Origin of the sequence: Rhizobium sp. rho-13.1, assembly GCF_007000305.1 — a bacterium.
GTDB lineage: Bacteria > Pseudomonadota > Alphaproteobacteria > Rhizobiales > Rhizobiaceae > Rhizobium > Rhizobium rhododendri.
Genome location: NZ_SCFL01000014.1, coordinates 84,181 through 103,936, shown reverse-complemented (window position 1 = coordinate 103,936; position 19,756 = coordinate 84,181). Strand labels below are relative to the sequence as shown.

General features: G+C 58.6%; 13 protein-coding genes. 8 read left to right on the top strand and 5 right to left on the bottom strand.

Annotated features, from left to right (window positions below; all coding sequences use genetic code 11):
* The first annotated feature begins 186 nt into the window (after positions 1–186).
* Together EQW76_RS23315 and EQW76_RS23310 are read left to right on the top strand one after the other, a co-directional pair.
* On the top strand, positions 187–1,116 hold the full coding sequence (locus tag EQW76_RS23315) for a substrate-binding domain-containing protein (RefSeq protein WP_142831553.1): 930 nt from the start codon (positions 187–189) through the stop codon (positions 1,114–1,116).
* Positions 1,117–1,136: 20 nt separating this feature from the next.
* The gene (locus EQW76_RS23310) at positions 1,137–3,272 is read left to right on the top strand and encodes a methyl-accepting chemotaxis protein (protein ID WP_143123268.1); all 2,136 of its coding nucleotides are present in this window, start codon (positions 1,137–1,139) and stop codon (positions 3,270–3,272) included.
* A gap of 871 nt (positions 3,273–4,143) precedes the next feature.
* Here EQW76_RS23310 and EQW76_RS23305 read toward each other — a convergent pair.
* A complete protein-coding gene (locus EQW76_RS23305) occupies positions 4,144–6,105 on the bottom strand; it encodes a methyl-accepting chemotaxis protein (protein ID WP_142831551.1) in 1,962 nt (653 codons plus the stop codon).
* Positions 6,106–7,070: 965 nt separating this feature from the next.
* Here EQW76_RS23305 and bcsA point away from each other — a divergent pair.
* From bcsA to EQW76_RS23285, 4 genes are read left to right on the top strand one after another with little or no spacing between them, the layout of a single operon-like run.
* Positions 7,071–9,311: a UDP-forming cellulose synthase catalytic subunit gene (bcsA, locus tag EQW76_RS23300; RefSeq protein WP_142831550.1), complete on the top strand. Its 2,241-nt coding sequence runs from the start codon at positions 7,071–7,073 to the stop codon at positions 9,309–9,311.
* Positions 9,308–11,638 (top strand): cellulose biosynthesis cyclic di-GMP-binding regulatory protein BcsB, encoded by a 2,331-nt coding sequence (locus EQW76_RS23295; RefSeq protein ID WP_161991078.1) that lies wholly within the window; start codon positions 9,308–9,310, stop codon positions 11,636–11,638. Before bcsA ends, EQW76_RS23295 begins: the two co-directional genes overlap by 4 nt.
* Positions 11,632–12,720 carry a glycosyl hydrolase family 8 gene (locus tag EQW76_RS23290; protein ID WP_142831548.1) on the top strand — a complete coding sequence of 363 codons (1,089 nt, stop codon included), beginning with the start codon at positions 11,632–11,634 and terminating at the stop codon, positions 12,718–12,720. The genes EQW76_RS23295 and EQW76_RS23290 overlap by 7 nt, the downstream gene beginning before the upstream one ends.
* Complete coding sequence (locus EQW76_RS23285) at positions 12,717–14,474, top strand: hypothetical protein (RefSeq protein WP_142831547.1); 1,758 nt, start codon at positions 12,717–12,719, stop codon at positions 14,472–14,474. The genes EQW76_RS23290 and EQW76_RS23285 overlap by 4 nt, the downstream gene beginning before the upstream one ends.
* Positions 14,475–14,523: 49 nt before the next feature.
* Here EQW76_RS23285 and EQW76_RS23280 read toward each other — a convergent pair whose 3' ends face one another.
* From EQW76_RS23280 to EQW76_RS23265, 4 genes are all read right to left on the bottom strand, one after another.
* Positions 14,524–15,315, bottom strand: a complete 792-nt coding sequence (locus EQW76_RS23280; RefSeq protein ID WP_142831546.1) for a YdcF family protein — start codon at positions 15,313–15,315, stop codon at positions 14,524–14,526.
* Positions 15,316–15,374: 59 nt separating this feature from the next.
* Entirely contained in the window at positions 15,375–16,094 is a 720-nt protein-coding gene (locus tag EQW76_RS23275) for a YoaK family protein (RefSeq protein WP_142831545.1), read from the bottom strand.
* A 97-nt stretch (positions 16,095–16,191) separates the two neighbouring features.
* Positions 16,192–16,599, bottom strand: a complete 408-nt coding sequence (locus EQW76_RS23270; protein ID WP_142831544.1) for a hypothetical protein — start codon at positions 16,597–16,599, stop codon at positions 16,192–16,194.
* A gap of 272 nt (positions 16,600–16,871) precedes the next feature.
* On the bottom strand, positions 16,872–17,087 hold the full coding sequence (locus tag EQW76_RS23265) for a hypothetical protein (protein ID WP_142831543.1): 216 nt from the start codon (positions 17,085–17,087) through the stop codon (positions 16,872–16,874).
* 256 nt (positions 17,088–17,343) lie between these two features.
* On the opposite strand from EQW76_RS23265, the gene EQW76_RS23260 reads away from it, so the two are divergent.
* The gene (locus EQW76_RS23260; protein WP_142831542.1) at positions 17,344–17,928 is read left to right on the top strand and encodes a dual specificity protein phosphatase family protein; all 585 of its coding nucleotides are present in this window, start codon (positions 17,344–17,346) and stop codon (positions 17,926–17,928) included.
* 262 nt (positions 17,929–18,190) lie between these two features.
* Positions 18,191–19,597 (top strand): glycosyltransferase family 39 protein, encoded by a 1,407-nt coding sequence (locus tag EQW76_RS23255; protein WP_142831568.1) that lies wholly within the window; start codon positions 18,191–18,193, stop codon positions 19,595–19,597.
* Positions 19,598–19,756: the final 159 nt, after the last annotated feature.

The window sequence follows — 19,756 nt, the reverse complement described above, 5'->3', positions numbered from 1 at the left end:
GTAATTTTTATAATTCTTCATGGTAATAATTCTCTTCAAAAATTGACTTTTATCATGAAACTACAACCACGAAGTCGTTTGTTATTTTTATAACATAAGTTTCAAGTTCGTTAAAAATTGAAATCAACATTTACTTAAATAATTTGAACCAGTGTGCGGAAAAGAACGTCGCAACTGGTGATTCACATGTGTAAAATTCGCCTCATCCTAACTATAGCTTGTCTCTATTCCAGTGCCGCCTCGGCTGAGACCATCGGTGTCTCCATGGCCAATATGGACAAGTTCCAGACTGCGCTTGCCGCCGGCATCACCGATCACGGTGCAAAGATCCCCGGGGTCAAGATCACGATGGAAAGCGCCGGTGGCGATGCCGCAAAGCAGATGGAAACCGTCAAAAAATTCGTCGCGGACAAGGTCGACGCGTTGATCGTCGGTCCCGCTGACGGTGACATGGGTGCCGAACTTTCCAAGATCGCCAGCGATGCAAAAATTCCGCTGGTCTACGTCAACAACGAGCCAGCCAACCTCGCCGAACTCCCGGAGAAGCAGACCCTCGTCGCCTCGGACGAGAAAGATTCCGGCACGCTCCAGACAAAGGAAGTGTGCCGGCAACTGCATGGCAAGGGCAATGTGGTCATCCTGATGGGGGAGCTGTTCCATGCGGCTGCTCGCAAGCGGACGGAAGATGTTGCCGAAGTGCTGGCGACGGATGACTGCAAGCAGATCCATGTCGTCGAGCGGCAGGCCGCAAACTGGTCGCCGCAGCTTGCCGAATTTCAAATGCAGGAATGGCTGACTGCCGGCGTCAAGTTCGATGCGGTGATTGCGAACAACGACGAGATGGCTCTGGGAGCAATCAAGGCCTTGAAGAAGGCCAACGTGCCGATGAACAAAGTGGTGGTCGCCGGGGTCGATGCCACCGATGACGCACTGGCCGCCATCGTGCGCGGTGATCTGGACGTTACGATCCTGCAAAACGCGGCAGGGCAGGGTTCAGGATCGGTGGACGCGGCGCTGAAACTGATAAAGGGCGAGAGCGTGCCGAAGACAATCTACATCCCGTTCGAACTCGTGACCGCCGACAACGTCGCCAAATATCTGCCTAAGAGCCAGTAAGAGAGCCAAGGATCAATCACATGAAAATCTGGAAAAAATTGGGTATCCGGACCCAAATTACCGTTGGCTTCCTGCCTCTTATCCTGCTGATGAGCGTATTGTCGCTGAGCGCGATCAACGGCATGAGCGGTCTCGCTTCGATGTTCACTTCCTACCGCGCCACCGCCGGACAGAGCGTCGCGGTCTCGGACTACAGCAACAGGCTGCACGAAATCCAGCTGGCCGCAGAAAGCTTCCGTACTAATCCCAGCGCCGACGTCGTCCAGTCTTTCAAGGAAGGCGTGAAGGCATTTTCGCTTGACGACCCGCGTCTGTCCGGCAACCAGGAACTGCAGCAGCAGATGGTCGAGATCCGCGCGGAGATCGGCACCTACAGCCAGGCCTTCGAAAAGATCGTCGCACTCCACACCAAGCGAGACGCGCTGATCGGCAAAGTCACCCAGTTCGGACCATGGACGAGCATAGCGCTGAACGACGTGATGCGCAGCGCGTGGAGACAGGGTGACGTCAGCACCCTTCATCTGGCGGGCGACGCTCTGGAGGCATTCAACCGAAGCCTCTATTTCTCCGAACGCTTCGTCCACGCCGACGATCTCCAGGCCTATGAAAGTGCACAGGCTGCGCTGAAGGAGGCGGTCGACCGCAATACGGCGCTCGGAAAAATCGCGCCCAACGAATTGCAGCAAAAGCGCATCGCCGGGGCAGCCCGCCTTATGCAAAACTACACCGCCCGTCTCGGCGACGTGAAGGATGTACTGCTCGCAAGCAACGCGATCCGGCAAAGCGAGCTCGATGTCCTTGCTCCGAAAATTGCCAGTGGTTTCAAAAGCCTGCAGTCAACGATCACCAACTCGCAAACGGCGCTGGACGGCTCGGTGGAAAGCACCGTGCAATCCGCCACGACGAAGACGCTGGTCATCAGCGCGATGCTCATTCTCGTTGGGTTGGTTCTCTCCTACGCCATCGGCCGCCTCATCTCTGCGGCAGTGCGCAGCATGGCGCTTGCCATGGAGAGGCTGGCACGCGGCGACGATACCATCGCCGTCGAAGGCACGGAATACCAGCACGAGCTAGGCGCCATGGCGCGATCGCTGAAAATCTTCCAGGAGACCGGCCGCGCCAAGCTGATCGCGGAAGCAAACGCCGAGCGCAGCCGCATTGCAGCGGAAGACGAAAGGCTCCGTCAGGAATCCGAGCGTCTGTCGGACGCACGCTCCATGGAGCACGCTTTCCAGCAGATTTCGGCCGGGCTCGACGCGCTGTCGCAAGGCGATCTGACTGTCCGCGTCGGCGCGGTGGATGCCCGCTACGAGACGATCCGCGACCATTTCAACAACTCCGTCGCATCTCTTGCAGAGGCAATCCAGTCGGTCATCCATGCCGTCAGCACGATCCGCTCCGGACTGAGCGAAATCTCCACGGCCTCGAATGATCTCGCACGGCGAACAGAGCAACAGGCAGCCTCGCTCGAGGAGACCGTTGCTGCACTCGGAGACGTGACGCGTGGCGTGAACGGAACTGCGGAGGGTGCAAGCCTTGCACAGACGACAGTTGCGACCGCCCGTATCAACGCCGAGAAGGGTGGCGAGATCGTCGCAAGCGCCATCGAGGCCATGACGGAAATCCAGGCTTCCTCGTCGAAGATCGGCAATATCATCAGCGTTATCGACGAAATCGCCTTCCAGACCAACCTGCTTGCGCTGAACGCCGGTGTCGAGGCAGCGCGCGCCGGTGAGGCCGGCAAGGGCTTTGCTGTCGTCGCACAGGAAGTCCGCGAGCTCGCCCAACGCTCCGCCAGCGCTGCAAAGGAGATCAAGACTTTGATTTCCGCCTCGTCGACGCAGGTGGCCACGGGTGTCAATCTCGTCAGCCAGTCCGGCGTTTCGCTTCGGGAAATCGTCCAGCAGGTCGTCGCGATGAGCGGAACCGTGGGTGAAATTGCGACGAGCGCACGCGAACAGGCCTCCAGCCTCCGCGAAGTTTCTGCCGCAGCGGACCAGATGGACAAGGTCACCCAGCAAAACGCCGCCATGGTGGAAGAAACGACCGCCGCAGCCCAAGGCCTGAGCCAGGAAACGGAAAATCTCGCCAACATGATCGGCCGCTTCCGCACCCAACGCTCCCACGGCCACCAACCCTTCGCCCTGGCATCGTAACCCCAGGCAGTCGCCCGGCTATCGAGGCCGGGCGAGCTTGCCCAGAGGTTATCGGGGAACAATTCCTTGCACGATCCGTGCTGCATTCTTCGAAGTAGATGGCCGACACTCGCCCGTCATCAAAAGTTCTTCAGCCGGGTGAATAGCATTTCAAGTGGTGAGCTCTGCGCCCACTTCCGCTACATGCAGCGCCAAAGCGCATCCGGAGCTTGGGTGACCGAGTTAACCAGCGGCACGCCTCAGGCAAAGCCGGGCTTGAAACCGATTGACCCTGCTCATGCCCGGTTAACCGCCGCTGCCGATGCCACCCTGAGAGCGTTCCGCTCGAAAAACCTAAACCTGCAAACATCGGCAGGACACTTGCTTCACTGCTCGCGGCACCACCAGGTCTCTCGACGTTATGGTGATAACTGCAGGCGATGCCGCGCCTCGGCTATCTCAACCTCGCTTCGGTCCTTCCCGGGCTTCTGGCTCGCCATGTCGTTATTTGCCGCGGTGCCCAACTAGCAGTCCCGCCGGCCGAGCATCGCCGGCAGAGCCGTTTCTGGCTTGGGGCCCTCATCACCAGTCCGTATTTATTCTACCATCGTCGTGACTGTCGCGTGGATCGGCTTGGCTGAAGGCGGCAGGCATTCGACTGCAACCTGAATGCCGCGCATTGCTGTCGTCGAGTGACGCGCTCGAGGGAGAGATCTTCCCGCACCCCAACAAGACGAAAGCAGCCCAAGGCTGCCGTGACTGCGATCAAAGCGGCTTTTGCGCACCGTAACACGACGCCTTTATGGTGGCGCGGGTGGAGAGATGAAACGCGAAGGGCCCGTATCGGTGATACGGGCCCTTCGGAGTGGCTGACATGCTCTTACGTTTGGGCTCAGAACTCTTCCCAGCTTTCGGCTTTGGCGGCGGTGTTGAGGCCGAAAGCTTTTGCGACCTGGCCTACCATGCGCCTTGCCGGGGAGGCCACAGGCTTCTGCCCTGCGTGGATCGGGGTTGGAGCATGGCTGGTGATTCTGCTTTTGGTGCTTGTCGTGGATGGAGCGCTGCGTCCGAGCTGGAACTGGCTGATCAACTGGCGAAGCTTGTCGGACTCGTCTGCTAGCGAGACGCTGGCCGCCGTGGCTTCCTCGACCATCGCCGCGTTTTGCTGGGTAACCTGGTCCATCTGGTTGACGGCCGTGTTGACTTCGGCAAGTCCGATCGACTGTTCCCGCGAGGACGTTGCGATAGCGTCGAGTTGGGTGTTGATCGAAATGACCTGGCCTTCGATGATCTTGAGGGCTTCGCCAGTGGCGGTCACCAGTTTGACGCCGCTTTCGACTTCGGTTGCCGAATTGCGGATCAGACCCTTGATTTCCTTTGCTGCCTGCGCTGAGCGTTGAGCCAGTTCACGCACTTCCTGCGCGACAACAGCAAAACCCTTGCCGGCCTCGCCGGCACGTGCGGCCTCGACGCCTGCATTCAGGGCGAGAAGGTTTGTCTGGAAGGCAATTTCGTCGATGACGCCGATGATGTTTGAGATCTGGGTGGAGGATTGCTCGATCCGCTGCATGGCATCGACAGCATTGGAGACAACCTCTCCGGATTGACGGGCTGACTGGTTGGCCTCGATTGCCACCGAGCGGGCTTCTTCGGCGCGCTTGGAGGAATTCGCGACATTGGTGGTGATCTGGTCGAGGGCTGCTGCAGTTTCTTCAAGGGCCGCAGCCTGCTGCTCGGTCCGCTTGGAAAGATCGTTGGCACTCTGGCTAAGCTCGCGGGAACCGCTGTCGATCGAGCCGGTTGCTTGGCTCACGGACGAAAGTGTCTCGCGGAGGCGTTCGACCGTGTTGTTGAAGTCCGACCGCAAGCCTTCGAAGGCAGCCGCAAACGGTTCGTTGAGCTGGAAGGTGAGGTCGCCGCTGGAGAGATGCTGCAAGCCTTCGCCAAGACCGGACGTAGCCTGAGCCATCTCGCTCGCACGCCTCTGGTCCGCCTCTGCAGTGCGGGCACGTTCGGCTTCGCTTGTGTTACGGACAGTGGCTGCTTCCTGCTCCAGCTGGAGGCTGCGCAGACCGTTGTCCTTGAAGACCTGAACGGCCTTAGCCATCGTTCCGACTTCGTCACGGCGCTCGGTACCGGCAACGTTCGCAGACAGATCGCCACCGGCGAGCGTCCCCATCGTCTCGGCGAGGCCCCGGATCGGCATCACAAGCCACGAACGGATTGCAAAGAAGCCAATCGTAAGGACAACCAGAAGTCCGCCGACAACACCGACGATGGTGAGAACTGCCGTGTGATTGGACGACACGGTGAGGTCGTCGCTGTTCTGGCTGCTTGCAGCAGAGATCGTGTCCACCATTTGCGTGAAACGCGGCAACAAGGTTGCGAAACCTGGCTGGCATTCCTTCAGGAATACTTCCTGGCTTGCCGAAATATCGTCCGCCGTCGTCGATTTCTTGGCGAGAGCAACCGTGTTGCCGCAGGTGTTATCGATCAACGCCAGGCTATCCGCCTTGAGGGACGGCGCGTCCTTGTATGAAGGCAGGGCTGCGATCGCCAGATCCATGTATTTGATAAAATTATCATGTTGGGTCTGGAATTCCTTCGAAGCCTTCGCGTTGGCTTCATCCGACCGGGCTATCAGCAAGTCGCCGATTGCAGCGCGTGAGCCCTGCAGGGCTCTGTTTGCGCGAGCGGAGTACAGCGCAGCAATTGTCTCGTGATCCAGAAGATTACTGTAGGCCGTATCGGTTGCCTTGATCTGGAAGGCAGCATAACTCGCCACCCCGATGGCAAAGACGCCAAACAACGCCATGATGGACAGGAATTTTCCAATAATCGAGATATTTTTCATGATAACGACCCGTCGCTTGCGCCATAATTCGTAAAATTATTTAAGAACCTTCTAGATGACTAAAATGAAGAATAAGTTTATTTTAACTTACGAACATACAGGGTCGATTAACCTTAAAGTCTCTGCTGTGTCCTTGATAAGCCGTCAAGGACGAAACCTCAGGCCGTGAAGACGATACTTTCTGTTTACTGCCGGAGCGGGTCTTTGATCACAGGAATGCGAGGCTGCAAAGCCGGCGGCGACGGGCAAGAAAGCAAGGCTGATATCGTCATCGTAGTTCGATATGTTCAACTGCTTTTTGAGAAGAAGAGCAGACATGTGACGCTGCCTTTTTGATGCCGAGAGATGAACGCTAAAGCGGTAGGGATGGCGTTGGGCCGTTTTATTTTCGAGCGATTGCCCCAATCAAAAGAAGCGTGCCGATCCTAAAATTTTTATATTTGCCTTACGAAATAACTCCGGACTTGGAGGTGAGCCAGGATCATTGGTGCTTGTTTAACTCTTGGATGGCAGAGTCCGGATATATGAGCGGTTGTTTAATGGGCCTATTCTAAAAATATAAATGCTTATTAAAGCGGCAAAAGATTAGTAGAAAGGCAGTCATTTTGAGCCGCAATTCATAGCTGATCTCAGTGATAAATTTGGTTCTGCTGGGCGCGGGAAAAACTATTGTGCTGCAACTATCTTTTTTCGTGTGATTTTGAGCCAAAACAACCATTGGAATTAACTACTTTTATAAAATAGCATTATCGAGAAAGTGGCTTCCAATTAAAAATTTTCATCCAAAAATACGCCTAAATTAGTAAAATTTCATTTTTTATGGCGGTTTATGCGACGCATATTCTAATGCGGTATTTTAGTAAAAATCGCTATAATTTTTAATCGATAATTTCCTGTTGAAGGATCGATTATTCTGGTCAATCATTTGTTAACACAAACAACTTGTTAACATATGAGGCGGCGTAATGAGTAAGATTGCGACATTTTTTCTATGGATGCTGAGTGCATTGTTTGCTGCATTCCTTATTACCCAGCCGTTGGGTAACTCGGTGCAGCTTTTTCTTTCTGTGAGCATCATTGTTGTTCTCTTGGTCATCAGCCTTTTGAAGCTGGATGGGATCTGGCGCCACATTTTCTTGGCTTTGGGTTCAATCGTCATTTTGAGGTACGCATACTGGCGTACGACAAGTACACTTCCCTCCATAGATGATCTGTACTCTTTCTTTCCGGCAATTATACTTTATCTCGCCGAGATGTACTGCGTCGTTATGCTCGCTATCAGCCTCTTTGTTATTTCTGATCCATTGGAGCGCGAAGATGCGCCACGGCTGAGCGACGAGGATGCCCCGAGCGTCGACGTCTTCGTGCCCTCCTACAACGAGAGCAGCGATATCCTGGCGCTGACGCTCTCGGCTGCAAAAGCCATGTATTATCCGCAGGACAAGCTGAAGGTTTTCCTGCTTGACGATGGTGGCACTGAACAGAAGCGGTTTTCCGACAATGCCGATGTCGCCGAGGCTGCGAAAGTCAGAGCCGCCATGCTCAAGGATCTCTGTGCCGATCTCGGCGTGACCTACATGACGCGCGCTGAAAACGTCCATGCCAAGGCCGGCAACCTGAACGCCGGACTAATGAACACCCATGGCGAACTGATCGTCGTCTTCGACGCCGATCATGCGCCGGAACGTAATTTCCTGCTCGAGACCGTTGGCTATTTCGCCAAAGACGAGAACCTGTTCCTGGTGCAGACGCCGCACTTCTTCTCGAACCCCGATCCGGTCGAGCACAATCTCAATACCTTCAAGACGATGCCTTCCGAGAACGAGATGTTCTACGGAAAGATCCAGAAGGGCCTCGATCGCTGGAATGCCTCGTTTTTCTGCGGTTCGGCGGCGGTTCTTCGTCGCGAAGCCCTGGAAGAAGTCGGCGGCTTCTCCGGTATCACCATCACGGAAGACTGCGAGACCGCGCTCGAATTGCATTCGCGTGGTTGGAACAGCGTCTATGTGGACAAGCCGCTGGTGTCCGGCCTCCAGCCCGAAACCTTCTCCAGCTTTATTGGACAGCGCACCCGGTGGTGCAGTGGCATGGTCCAGATCCTGCTGCTGAAGAACCCGCTGCTGAAAAGCGGACTGAGCTTCGCCCAGCGCATCTGCTACCTGTCCAGTGCCCTCTTCTGGTTCTTTCCCTTTGTCCGCGCAGTCTTCGTCATCGCACCGCTGCTCTTCATTCTGCTCAACATGAAGATCTTCGTTGCCTCATCCGAGGACTTCATCGCCCACACGATCACCTATCTCATCGTCAGCGAACTGATTCGCAATTATCTCTACGGCAGCGTTCGCTGGCCCTGGATTTCCGAACTCTATGAATATCTGCAGTCGGTCTATCTTTTCCGTGCCATCGTCGGCGTCGTGCTCCATCCGCGCAGGCCAACCTTCAACGTGACGGCAAAGGGCCAGAACACGACGGGCGAGCGCCTTTCCGAACTTTCGCTGCCCTATTTCGTGATCTTCGCCATCCTCGCCGGTACGCTCGCCTTCTCCGCCTATCGCTACAATACCGAGCCTGAAATCGGCAATCTGCTGCTGATCGTCGGCGCGTGGAACCTGCTCAATCTCATCATTGCCGGTGCTGCGCTTGGCGTCATCACCGAACGTCGCAACGATGTTTCCGGCATCGAACTGCCGTCCAAGGTCAACGTCGAACTGACCTTTGCCCAGGCCACCATCCACGGCGTTGTCAACAAGGCCTCGTCTGCCGGCGCCACTGTCACCTTGCCGAAGGGCGTCGCCCAGGCCATGCGCAAGGGCGACTACGGCAGGCTTTCGGTGGTCAAGCCAAGTTCAGGCATGATCGTCATATCCATGCCGATCACCGTCGCCGCCCAGCCGGCGCTCGACCAGCAGGTTCTGACGCTGAAATTCGATCCGGAACCGCACCACTACCCGGTCATCGCAGAATTGATCCTCAGCGATCTCAGCGATGTACGTGCGAACCGGTCGAGCAGACAAAAACGACGCAACATCATCGTCGCAACGGCCGTGCTGATGCGCTGGGCAGTGACCAGCCCGATCAAGGCTCTCGGATGGGCGATGGTCGGCGGTTCGGCAGGGGCCCGTCGCCAGCCGTCGCAGGACAAAGCTCCCGCCAACAACAACGTGGCCAAATCTTTCGTCGAAACAAACCTCAAGGAAGGTGCGAAATGAACTCCCTCGCTCGTTACAAGCTCGCCCTTGCCGGCGCTGCGTTCGCCGTGGTTTGCGACGCCTCGCTCGCCCATTCGCAACAGGCTTTTTCGCTGGGCACCGCACCTGCCGCCCATTCCTCGGACAAGATGTCCGTTGAAACCGACGACCGTAACCTTCGCCGCATTGGCGCCGACCGCCGCGGGATGTTCTTCAACGGGGAAAGCACCAGCAACGAATATCCGTTCTATGCGCTTCCCTCGGAAATCGCAGGCTCTGCGAAACTTGTTCTCTGGATGCAGACGGCAATTTCCGCTGCGCCGGAAAACTCCTCCATGCGCGTTTTCGTCAACGACCAGGATGTCGGTTCCATCAAGCTGCAGTCAGGCGCACCGTATCGCGTCGAGATGAAGGTGCCGAACGGCGTCATCCAGCCAGGCTACAATGCCGTCTCCATCCTTGTGGACCAGAAGCACCGCGTCGATTGCTCGATCGATGCAACTTACGAATTGTGGACGCAGATCGATCCAGAGCGCAGCGGATTTGTATTTTCCGAAGGCGGCAGGCTGATGGGCGACACGATGCCGGATCTGATCGCCCGCGGCGGCATGATCGATGGTCGCACCGCCATCCAGGGCTCGATCGCCCCCGGCGCAACCGGTACCGACTACAATCGCACCATCACGGCGATCGAAGCCTTGACGATCATCGGCAATTTCGACCGTCCTGCGGTATCGATCGGCCAGCAGGCGGCGGATGACCGCAGCATCGGCGTCGTCGTCGGAACCCGGGGCACCGTTGCCGAAATTCTCGGCCAGCAGGCAGATTCAATCCTCAAGGACGGTATCAACGTGCTGCCGGCCGGACACGGCAAGGGTCAGACCCTCGTGGTCACGGGCCGGACCGCAGCCGATGTCGATGCATCGCTTGAAATCCTCAAGGCCGAGGCGGAAAAGGGTCAGTCGGACGGGACCCCACAGGGGCTGAGGGCGCTGGCCAACAGCAAGGGTCGCCTGCTTTCGCCGGGCTCGACAGCGCCCTTGCGTAACCTCGGCCTGATTGCCGAACCATTTTCGGGCCGTCTCTACAAGCAGCAGATCAACTTTTCGATGCCGTCGGATTTCTATCCCGGCGACTATGGCTCCCTCGTCCTGCACCTGAGCGCACAGTATGCCGCAAATCTTTCGCGCGATGCGGAACTGATCGTCCGGGCAAACGACGAGACGGTCGCCGATATCAATCTCGGTTCCAGTCGCAGCGGCCTGATCGACGACCAGCGTCTTCCGGTGCCGCTCAGCAAGCTTCGTCCCGGCGAGAACACCATCCAGTTCGAAGCCCGGCTTCCCGTTCCTGCCGACGTGACCTGCGACCCCGTCGGCAAGGGGGGAGAAGACCGTCCGCGCCTGCTGGTGCTCGGCAAGAGCTTCCTCGAGGTTCCGCAATTCGCCCGCGTCGGCCGCTATCCGGATATTGCCGCCCTGGTCTCCGGCAGTGCCTTCGACGAGCGGGTGGGCAGTGCGCCGATCGCGCTTTATGTACCGAACCTCAACTCGACCGCGCTCAGTGCCGCCGCTTCGTTCATGGCCAAGATGGCTTATTCGTCCGGCCACATACTGCCGGTCAACGTCACCGCCACGGTACCGGATCTTCATCAGCCGAATGTCATGGCGTTCGGGACGTTCAGCCAGCTTCCTTCCGATGTTGTGACGCCGACGGGCCTCGATCTTTCGACCCGCATTACAAGCCCGGGACCGGCCATCAATGCGCCGACGCAAGAGGTCGCGTCTGCTCTTTCGTTCCGCGATACCAAAGACACAGCGCCGGCCACAGGCACCGATGGCGACGTCACCGGGCAAATGCTGGGATATGTCGGTCAGATCAAGACTGTCCTGACAGATCGCGTCGGGGCGCAGATCGACAAGCTGCGCCATGAAGTCTCGGCCATGGGCCAGCCGGAAGAAGTCCGCTACCAGCCCAAGGCGGAAACCGCCTTGCTGATTGCACAGAAAGACATGAAGGGCGCTGCCGGCGTCTGGACTGTTGTCGCATCGCCATCCGAACAGGGGCTGACGGCAACCGTCGATGCCATCATGGACCGGTCGACCTGGACCCGGCTGAATGGATCCGTGCAGGCATTTTCGACGACCGGACAGGTCATCGACGAGATCGCGCCGAGCAAGGTTGCGCTGTTTCAGACCCAGCCTGCGAATGCGGGTAATCTGCGGCTGATCGTTGCCGGCTGGTTTTCCCACCACGTACTGGAATACACGCTTGCACAGATCATCGCCGCACTTCTCCTCGGTGCCTCGACATTCCTGCTGCTGAAGCTGGGGCGTCCGAAATGGTAAAGGCAAAACTGCTGGTCAGGTCCCTGTTGATTGTCGGGACCCTGGCCGGCTCGGCGGGCATCAGTCACGGACAGGACGAAGGGCTGATCGCGGACGACCTGGTTACGGGATCGTGGCTTCTCTACCGGAGCGACTACATCACGCCTGAAGGCCGTGTGATCGATACCCGAGCCGGCGGGGTAAGCCACAGCGAAGGGCAGGGATACGGCATGTTGATTGCCGCATCCACGGGCGATCGCCGCATGTTCGATCGCATGTGGAACTGGACAAAGGCCAATCTCTATGTCCGGGGCGACGGATTGGCGGCCTGGCGATGGGATCCCAATGCGACCCCACGGGTCACGGACGGCAACAACGCTACGGACGGAGACCTGCTGATCGGCTGGGCGCTGGCCCGCGCTGCACAGAAATGGCAGGACGCAGCCTATGCCCGGGACGCCAAGGCAGTGGCCGAGGCCATCTCCAGCCGGCTGGTTATTGAGACGAGCTTTGGCAAGGCGCTTCTGCCGGGATCGAAGGGCTTCGGCGCCAACGAACAGCCGGATGGGCCTGTCGTCAATCTTTCCTACTGGGTCTACCCGGCCATCAAGGAGCTTGGCGATCTCTCGGCGGGGTTCCCAGCAACCCAGCTGATCGCGACCGGCCTGTCACTCACCAGGATGGCGCGTTTCGGTCCCGCCGAGTTGCCATCCGACTGGATATCGCTGAAGGGGCGGACACCTCAACCGGCAGCAGGCTACGCCGCGCAATTCGGCCAGGATGCCATCCGGGTGCCGATGTATGTGGCCTGGTTCTCGAGGGACTACCCCGACATTCTCGAGAAATTCAATGCTGCGTTTGAGCAGCGTAGCGGTGGCAAGCCTGCCGTCATCGACCTTGACACGGCGGATCCTGTCGCCGTGTTGCCCGATCCTGGATATCGCGCTGTCGTCGACCTCGTCGCTTGCAGCCTCGGCGCTGAGAAGACGGCCGTACATGCCGCCGCTTTTCAGCCGACCGATTACTATCCATCGACCTTGCATCTCCTCAGTCTCATCGCACTTGCAGAAAGGTATCCAAGATGTCTGCCCGATCTTCAATGACAACAGTCCTGCTTTGCAGTTGCGCATTCTTGCTGCTTCCGAACTTCGCTCACGTCTCGACCACAAGCGCCGAGGACCTCGGGGCTGGCTGGGTCAACAGCGTCGTCCCAGCGGCACAAAGCGCAACTGTAGTGATGCCGGATGCCGTTTCCAACACGGTTACGCCGGCTCCGGCGACGAAGCCAATCGTACAACCCGTCATCCTGCCTGATGCAAAACCGCAGCAGTCGCAGGCGGTTATCGTCAATGTCGAGCCGGGTCAAAATCCGTTTACGCCAGCCTCCGGCGCTGCATCGCCAGCGGCTGCCCCGGTGGTCAGGACGCCCGTGCCGCAGCAGTTTCCTGTCGGTAGCCCATCGGTCGCCGGTACTCCAAAAGACGTGACCGTTTCCGGACCCCAGCCCGGATCCTCGGAGATCAAGGTCGATGACACGGCGCTGCGCTACTATGCCAAGACCCGCGACCTGAAGCGGCTCGGCGCAGAGCTACGCCGGCTGAAAGGGCTTTACCCAACCTGGGAGGCGTCCGAAGACCTCTTCAGTGCACAAACGACGACCGTCAACGAACAGCCTTTGTGGGATATGTACGGAGCCGGCAATTTCACCGGCATGCGAGCCGAAATTGCGCGCCTGGCCGGCAGCAATCCGGAATGGAAGCCGTCTAACGACCTGATGACCAAGCTGGCGATCGGCGAAACGCGCAAGCTGATCGACCGCATCTACCAGCAGGGCAACTGGGCCCAGGTCGTCGCCACGGCGCAGCAGCAGCCGCAGCTGCTGGCGTGCAGCGAAATGAACACGATGTGGCAGGTTGGCGAGGCGCTCGCAAAAACCGGCGACATGGCCCGTTCCTTCGACCTCTACAAGTATATCCTGACCGAGTGCGACGGAGCACCGGAACGGCTGGCCACCATGCAGAAGGCAAGCGCTCTCCTGCCGCCTGCGGGCGCCAACTCGCTGATGGCGTTCGCACGCATCGGGCCTGACGGGACATCCGAGTTTGCCAACTTCACCTTCGACAATCTACGCAAGGAAATGGGATTGTTTGCCAGCGGCGATCATCTGGCGCAGAGCCCGACGGAAAGCGAGCTTCAGGCTTTCGGCGCTTATGTCCAGTCTGCAAAATCCGCGGCCGATGCGGGCCTGTTCGGATGGTATTATTACAGCCAGCAGCAGTGGCAGGCAGCCAATGCCTGGTTTGTTGCCGGCACGCGTTACGGCCCCGACATGAAAAATGTCGAAGGCGTCATCCTGACCTTGCGAAACCTGGACAAGGTTCAGGATGCATTGGCCCTGGCATCGCGCTTTGCGGACAAGTCGGACGACATACGCAAGGAATATATCGAGATCGTTGCGGGTGAACTGACCGACAAGGATTCCAAGCTGCAACTCAATGAAAAGGACATTGCGACCTTCAAGGACCATGTCTTCGCCGCCAAGTCTGCCCTTGGCGCGCAGGCGCTCGGTTGGAAACTGCTGAAAGACAAGGGCACGAAGGAAGCACAACCGCTTTTCGCGCAGTCTGTCGAGTGGGAGCCGACGGAGGGGGGTGTCATCGGCGAGGCGGTTCTTGCGAGCAGAAGCAAGGATTTCACCAAGGTTGCCGCACTCAAGCGCGAATATGCAGATCGCTTTCCGGGCTTGAACGACTTCAAAACCTTCGTGCCCAAGAAGCCAAAACGCGTCGTCAGAACCGTTTCGGCAAAGCCTACACCACAAAAGCGCGTCGTCGGTTCGAAGAACTGGCCGTTCTGAGCGGCCACTTCGCGTCGAAGCAGGTTGGAAGCGATGAATACCTCCGCGCTCAGGGCGCCGGATAGAGGGCGGAGGTACGGCCTGTGAGATAGTAGCCGGCAAGGCCGATCCACTCGCGTCCGGCAATGCCGAGGAGCTCGCTGTTGAGCGATGGCTGGGTTGCGTCGAGCCCCAGTGTGTCTTTGCCGCCCGAGCGATAGTCCACCGGCCAGGGGACGACCGGGATGTCGAGTTTGCGGAAAATCCCCATTGCGCGCGGCATGTGGAAGCCGGAGGTGATCAGCAGGCAATTGCTGAGACCGTTGCTGGCCAGCAGCGCCCTGGTGTTGACGGCGTTTTCGTAGGTTGTCCGCGAGCTGCGGTCCTCGATGAGGCGGGCTTTGTCGATGCCGAAGGCTGTAAACATCCGCTCGCCTATGATCGCATCGCCTTCGAGATGGCCGGTGATGGTGCCGTCGCCGCCGGAGATCAGAACGCGCGAGCGGGGATATTTCATCGCCAACCGGAGCGCCTCGACGAATCGATCGCCGGCTGCATTGAGATCGTAGCCGCCTCGACCGGTGGTGACCTCGGTAGCAAATCCGCCGCCGAGGACGATCATGCATTCGAGTGTGGCGGGATCGGCGACGGGGCGGGGGAAGCGGTCTTCAAGGGTCTCGATCAGTACCGAGCCGGCCGAGGTGAACAGCGTGACGAAAAGGATCGATACCGACAGCGCGGAGGAGACGATGCCCAGTCGATGGCGCCGGAGGAGTGCTGCAAGCAGCGCCAAGAGGCCGAAAAAGAAGGCGAGCGACAGAGGCTGGCACAGGATCCAGACGAGTTTGGAAATCACGAACATGCAGGCACTCCGGCAGCGACGCGCCTTCCTAACAGATTTTACTGTGTGAAAAAGCCCTGTTAGGGCGCCCGTCCCGCAGCCAGGGCCTGGCGGGCGACGCGCTGCCGATAGCGGTGCTGCAGGGCAGGAGGGATGATGAGTGTCACAAAGGCGGCGATAAGCGCCATGACAGCCACGAACAACAGGGCCTTGGCTGCAAATTGATGCACCAGCAACGCGCCGACGACGGCGCCGGCCAGCATTCCGATCCAGGGGACGATCTGTATCGTCCACGCGAAATCCCTGTCGCCGACCATCAGGCGGCCGATGCCGCGACCGAAACGCGACAGCGCACCGGTGACATAGGTCAGGCCGATCGGCAGCCCCTCGACATGTTCGACCGTCGCATTGATCATGCCCATCGCCAGCACCACGAGATAGAATTGCGTCACGACGTTGGACGGGGATGCGAAGGTGGAGGCGAGCGACAAGAGGACGCTGACCCACCCGAGAACGACGAAGGCCGGCCGGCTGGCGGCATGGGCGAGCACGACGCCGAGCGCGTTACCGCCGACGAAAATCAGGATTGCCGCCAGAAGCACGAGACCATGCCGGGTTTGGCCATTGCCTAGAGCGATGGCCGCCCTGGTTGTATTGCCGGTCATGAACGAGACGAAGTCGCCGCTCAGCACAAGGCCGACGGCATCCGTCATACCGGCGATGAAGGAAATCAGGCCGACGAGCGCAAGGCCCGTCGTCTTCCGGCGTATCTTGATCAGGCGGCGTCGATAGAGGGTCATGGCGTTTCTGCGGCTACGGATGGTGCATGCTATTCCGGCCATGGTTGGGAGGCCAGAAGAAATTGCGGACGCGGCGCTGAGAACTGGGGATCGCCGGTCAGTCCTCGACGTGCACGTCTATGCGTTTGCCCGTTGTGCCATGGCCGTAGATATCGACCTTGATATGGACATCGCCGGCAATGATCCGTTCGGCCGCGTCGCCTTCGATCTCGCCATCGGCCAGCATCGCCTCCATGAGCTGGCGATTGGCGGGGCTGGCGAAAAAGGTATCGGTTTCGTCGTCCGCGTCCATCAGATGAAAGTGGTGATAATTGGCCCGATCCTGGCGGATAATCTGCCACGGCTCGGAGAGGCGGTCACCGTTCGAATTGATGATGTCGACGGCGCTGATAAAGGCCCGGTAGCTCTCGATGAGCTGGCCGCGGTCGGTCGAGATGGAAGACTGCGCGCCGACCGGCAGCGTCAGCACGGTCGAGAACAACAGCGTTGCGGCAAAGAGCTTCATGATTTCCCCCTCGAAAGACCATGCGTAATGCATATGCAACCGGAAAGCCATCGACGGTATGCGCCTCTCTCCCTTGAGCCGGACGAAGGCGCGTGATGCGGAGTTTGCCTTGAGGGGTTTAGCTGTAAAGTGAGGCCGCCACCTTCGACCTTGCGGTGTGCAGGCGACGGCCTCGGGCCCGACCAAAGGCCTATAGGGATACGACCATCGCGCTAAATTAGTTTCAGCCGTTTAACGGTTTTGCTGTTTCCGCGTCAGGATACCTGCAGACGTCAATCCTGGCCGCGACCGCGAAAGGCTTTCGGTGTTTCGTTTGCCTCATGGCAGCGGGCGAGCGTCTCGAGCCATTCTCCGAGAGCCGCGGGTACCTCGACGGCGCCAACCTCCAGCGCTTCGACCCAGGACAGGTCGCATTGCAGGGCACTTGCCAGGTTGATGGGTGTCCAGCGGATATGCAGCAGACACTCGTTGAAGCGGGCAGGCGTCATCAGTCGGTCCTCCGTGAGGTTGTTGATAGCGATTCGGTCATGGATGCCCCGGCCCGACCCGCAGACCTATCGATAACCGATCCGTGCGGCATGAGCATGGATTATTCATGTCGCAGTTTAGCCGAGGTGCCGTAGACGACAGTCAAGCATGCAGGCGCAGCAATGACATAAAAGCTTCGTATTATCTTTAATCTCTTGTTGGATTCGACGGCTAGGCTGCGGAAAGGTGCAGTAAAAGAATAGCATCGGGGAAAGAATGGCAATTCTCGGACGTATTCGTAAAATAATGCGCCATGCGGTTGCCTGTTTTCTAGTTGGTCTCCTGTTTTTCGGCGGACATCTCGCCTTGCTGCAGGCAACGGGAAATTTCCATACGGTGATCCCCGGCCAGTTGTACCGCTCCGCGCAGCCCTCGGGTGCGCAACTTGAGAGCTATGTTCACCAGTACGGCATAAAGACGATCGTCAATCTTCGCGGTAGCAACGACCAGCCATGGTACCGGGAGGAGACGGCCGTCGCCCGGCGTCTCGGGGTGCAGCATATCGATTTCGGCATGTCGGCGACGAAAATCCTGAGAGTGGACAAGGCCGTTGCCCTGATCGACATCATGAAGACAGCCTCAAGGCCGATCCTGGTGCATTGCATGTCCGGCGCCGACAGAACCGGCCTGTTTTCGCTGATCTACAGCTACGAGGTCGCGGGTGTTCCCGAGGATGTTGCGGAATGGCAGTTGTCCGTGCTGTTCGGACATATCGGCGTTCCATATCTGTCAGCCAGCTTCGCCATGGACCGCAGCTGGAAGGATCTCGAGCATCATCTGGACGTCAGGGAAGGCGGCTGAATTCACATGCTGCTGGACGTTTTGCCGTCTGGTTGTAACATTGGATTGCTAATAAGGTCGGCAGCAGCAATCTCCAGCGGTTTACTCTATGTTTTCTCACATTCTCCGGTTGGCGACCGGTCGTGGCGTGCCTTCTGACTATGCCGACCGGACGGTCGATCGTGCCGCCGGGAATGACGTTGCTCTACCGGCGGATTGGACCGTAGCGCACGCAGCGCCGTTCTCGATTCCGTCTTTATCGGTCTATTCCGCCCTTCTTGTCATGGTCGCACTTACCTTGTGGCGGATCGTGACCCTTTCATTCGATACGACGGATCTATTCGTCGACGAGGCACAGTACTGGCTGTGGTCGCAGAGCCTCGACTTCGGCTATTATTCGAAGCCGCCGATGATCGCCTGGATCCTCAGAGCGATGTTGGAGATTTCCGGCTCGAGTAGCATCTTCTGGATCAGGATCTGCGGGCCGCTGCTGCATCTCGCAACCGGGCTGGCGCTGATGCAGGTCGCATTGCGGCTGTTCGACAGGGAGATCGCTGTCTGGGCCGGCGTCACCTACATCACACTGCCGGGTGTGGCGCTGTCGTCGGTGTTCTTCTCGACGGATGTGCCGCTGCTGTTTTTCCTCGCGGTCGCTCTTGCGGCCTACGTGGTGCTGACCGGCAGGCGATCCGTGACGATTGCCGTTGCGCTTGGCCTTGCCGTTGCAGGCGCCTTCCTGTCGAAATACGCGATCCTGTTTCTGTTGCCGGGTGGCCTGATCGCAATTGCGTGCGTCCCAAAGGCGCGCATCGCGTGGCGCGACGCCTGGATCGCTGTGGCTGTGGCCAGTGCCGGCTGCCTGCCAAACATCTGGTGGAACCTCGAAAACCGGATGGTCACCGTCAAGCATACCGAGAATATTGCCCACTGGGGACGGCTCAATCCGCACCTGTCGGGCGGGCTGGAATTTTTCGGTGCCCAGTTCGGCGTGGTTGGACCGATCGTGTTTGCGGCGATCCTCATCGCCGGCTACCGGGTGCTGAGGCGGGGAGGCGAGTGGCGCGAGCAGATGCTGGTCTGGCTGTCCCTGCCGATCATAGCACTGATCTCCCTGCAGGCGACCCTTGCCAAGGCCTATGCCAACTGGGCGGCCACGGCCTATGTCGCCGGCACGCTGCTCGCCGTCTGGACCCTGCGGCGCGTCTGGCCGCAGGGCCTCAAATGGTCGTTGCTGCTGAACGGGACGGTATCCTGCCTGGTGGCAACGGCGCCAGTGTTTGCCATACCCGTCAGCGAGAGCGGTGCTTCTATTGTGCTGGATCGCTATCTCGGCCGCAGCAAGGTCAGCAACGATGCTGCCGCACTCGCCCGAACGCTTGGACTAAGGGATATCGTCAGCGACGACAGGGATATTCTTGCCGACATGTTCTATACGTTGCGGGCGCGGGGATATAGCATCTACGCCAGCGGCGACCCTGATGCGCCGCAGAGTTATTACGATCAGAAGTTCCCGGTGCCGAAGTCCCTGCACGGTTCCGTGCTCTTCGTATCCACTCATCCGAACGCTTGTCCGACCGGACCCCAGGCGCCGGCGGCGACCTGGCAACCGCAGACGGGCAACTATCGCGGCAAGACGATCTATGCCTACAGGCTGGATGCGTCCTGTCTGGCCACCGGTGGCGGCCTGTAGGCCGACAAAAGGGGCGATGTGCCCTCGGGTGGCAGTCGCATCGGCTATATCATCCAGTTTCCCCGTACTTCATTGGAAGTTAACACAAATTGGCGATTCTGCATCTTATGGCTGCATGATGCTCCCTTTTTCTAAAACTATTGATTTTTCGGTTCGATA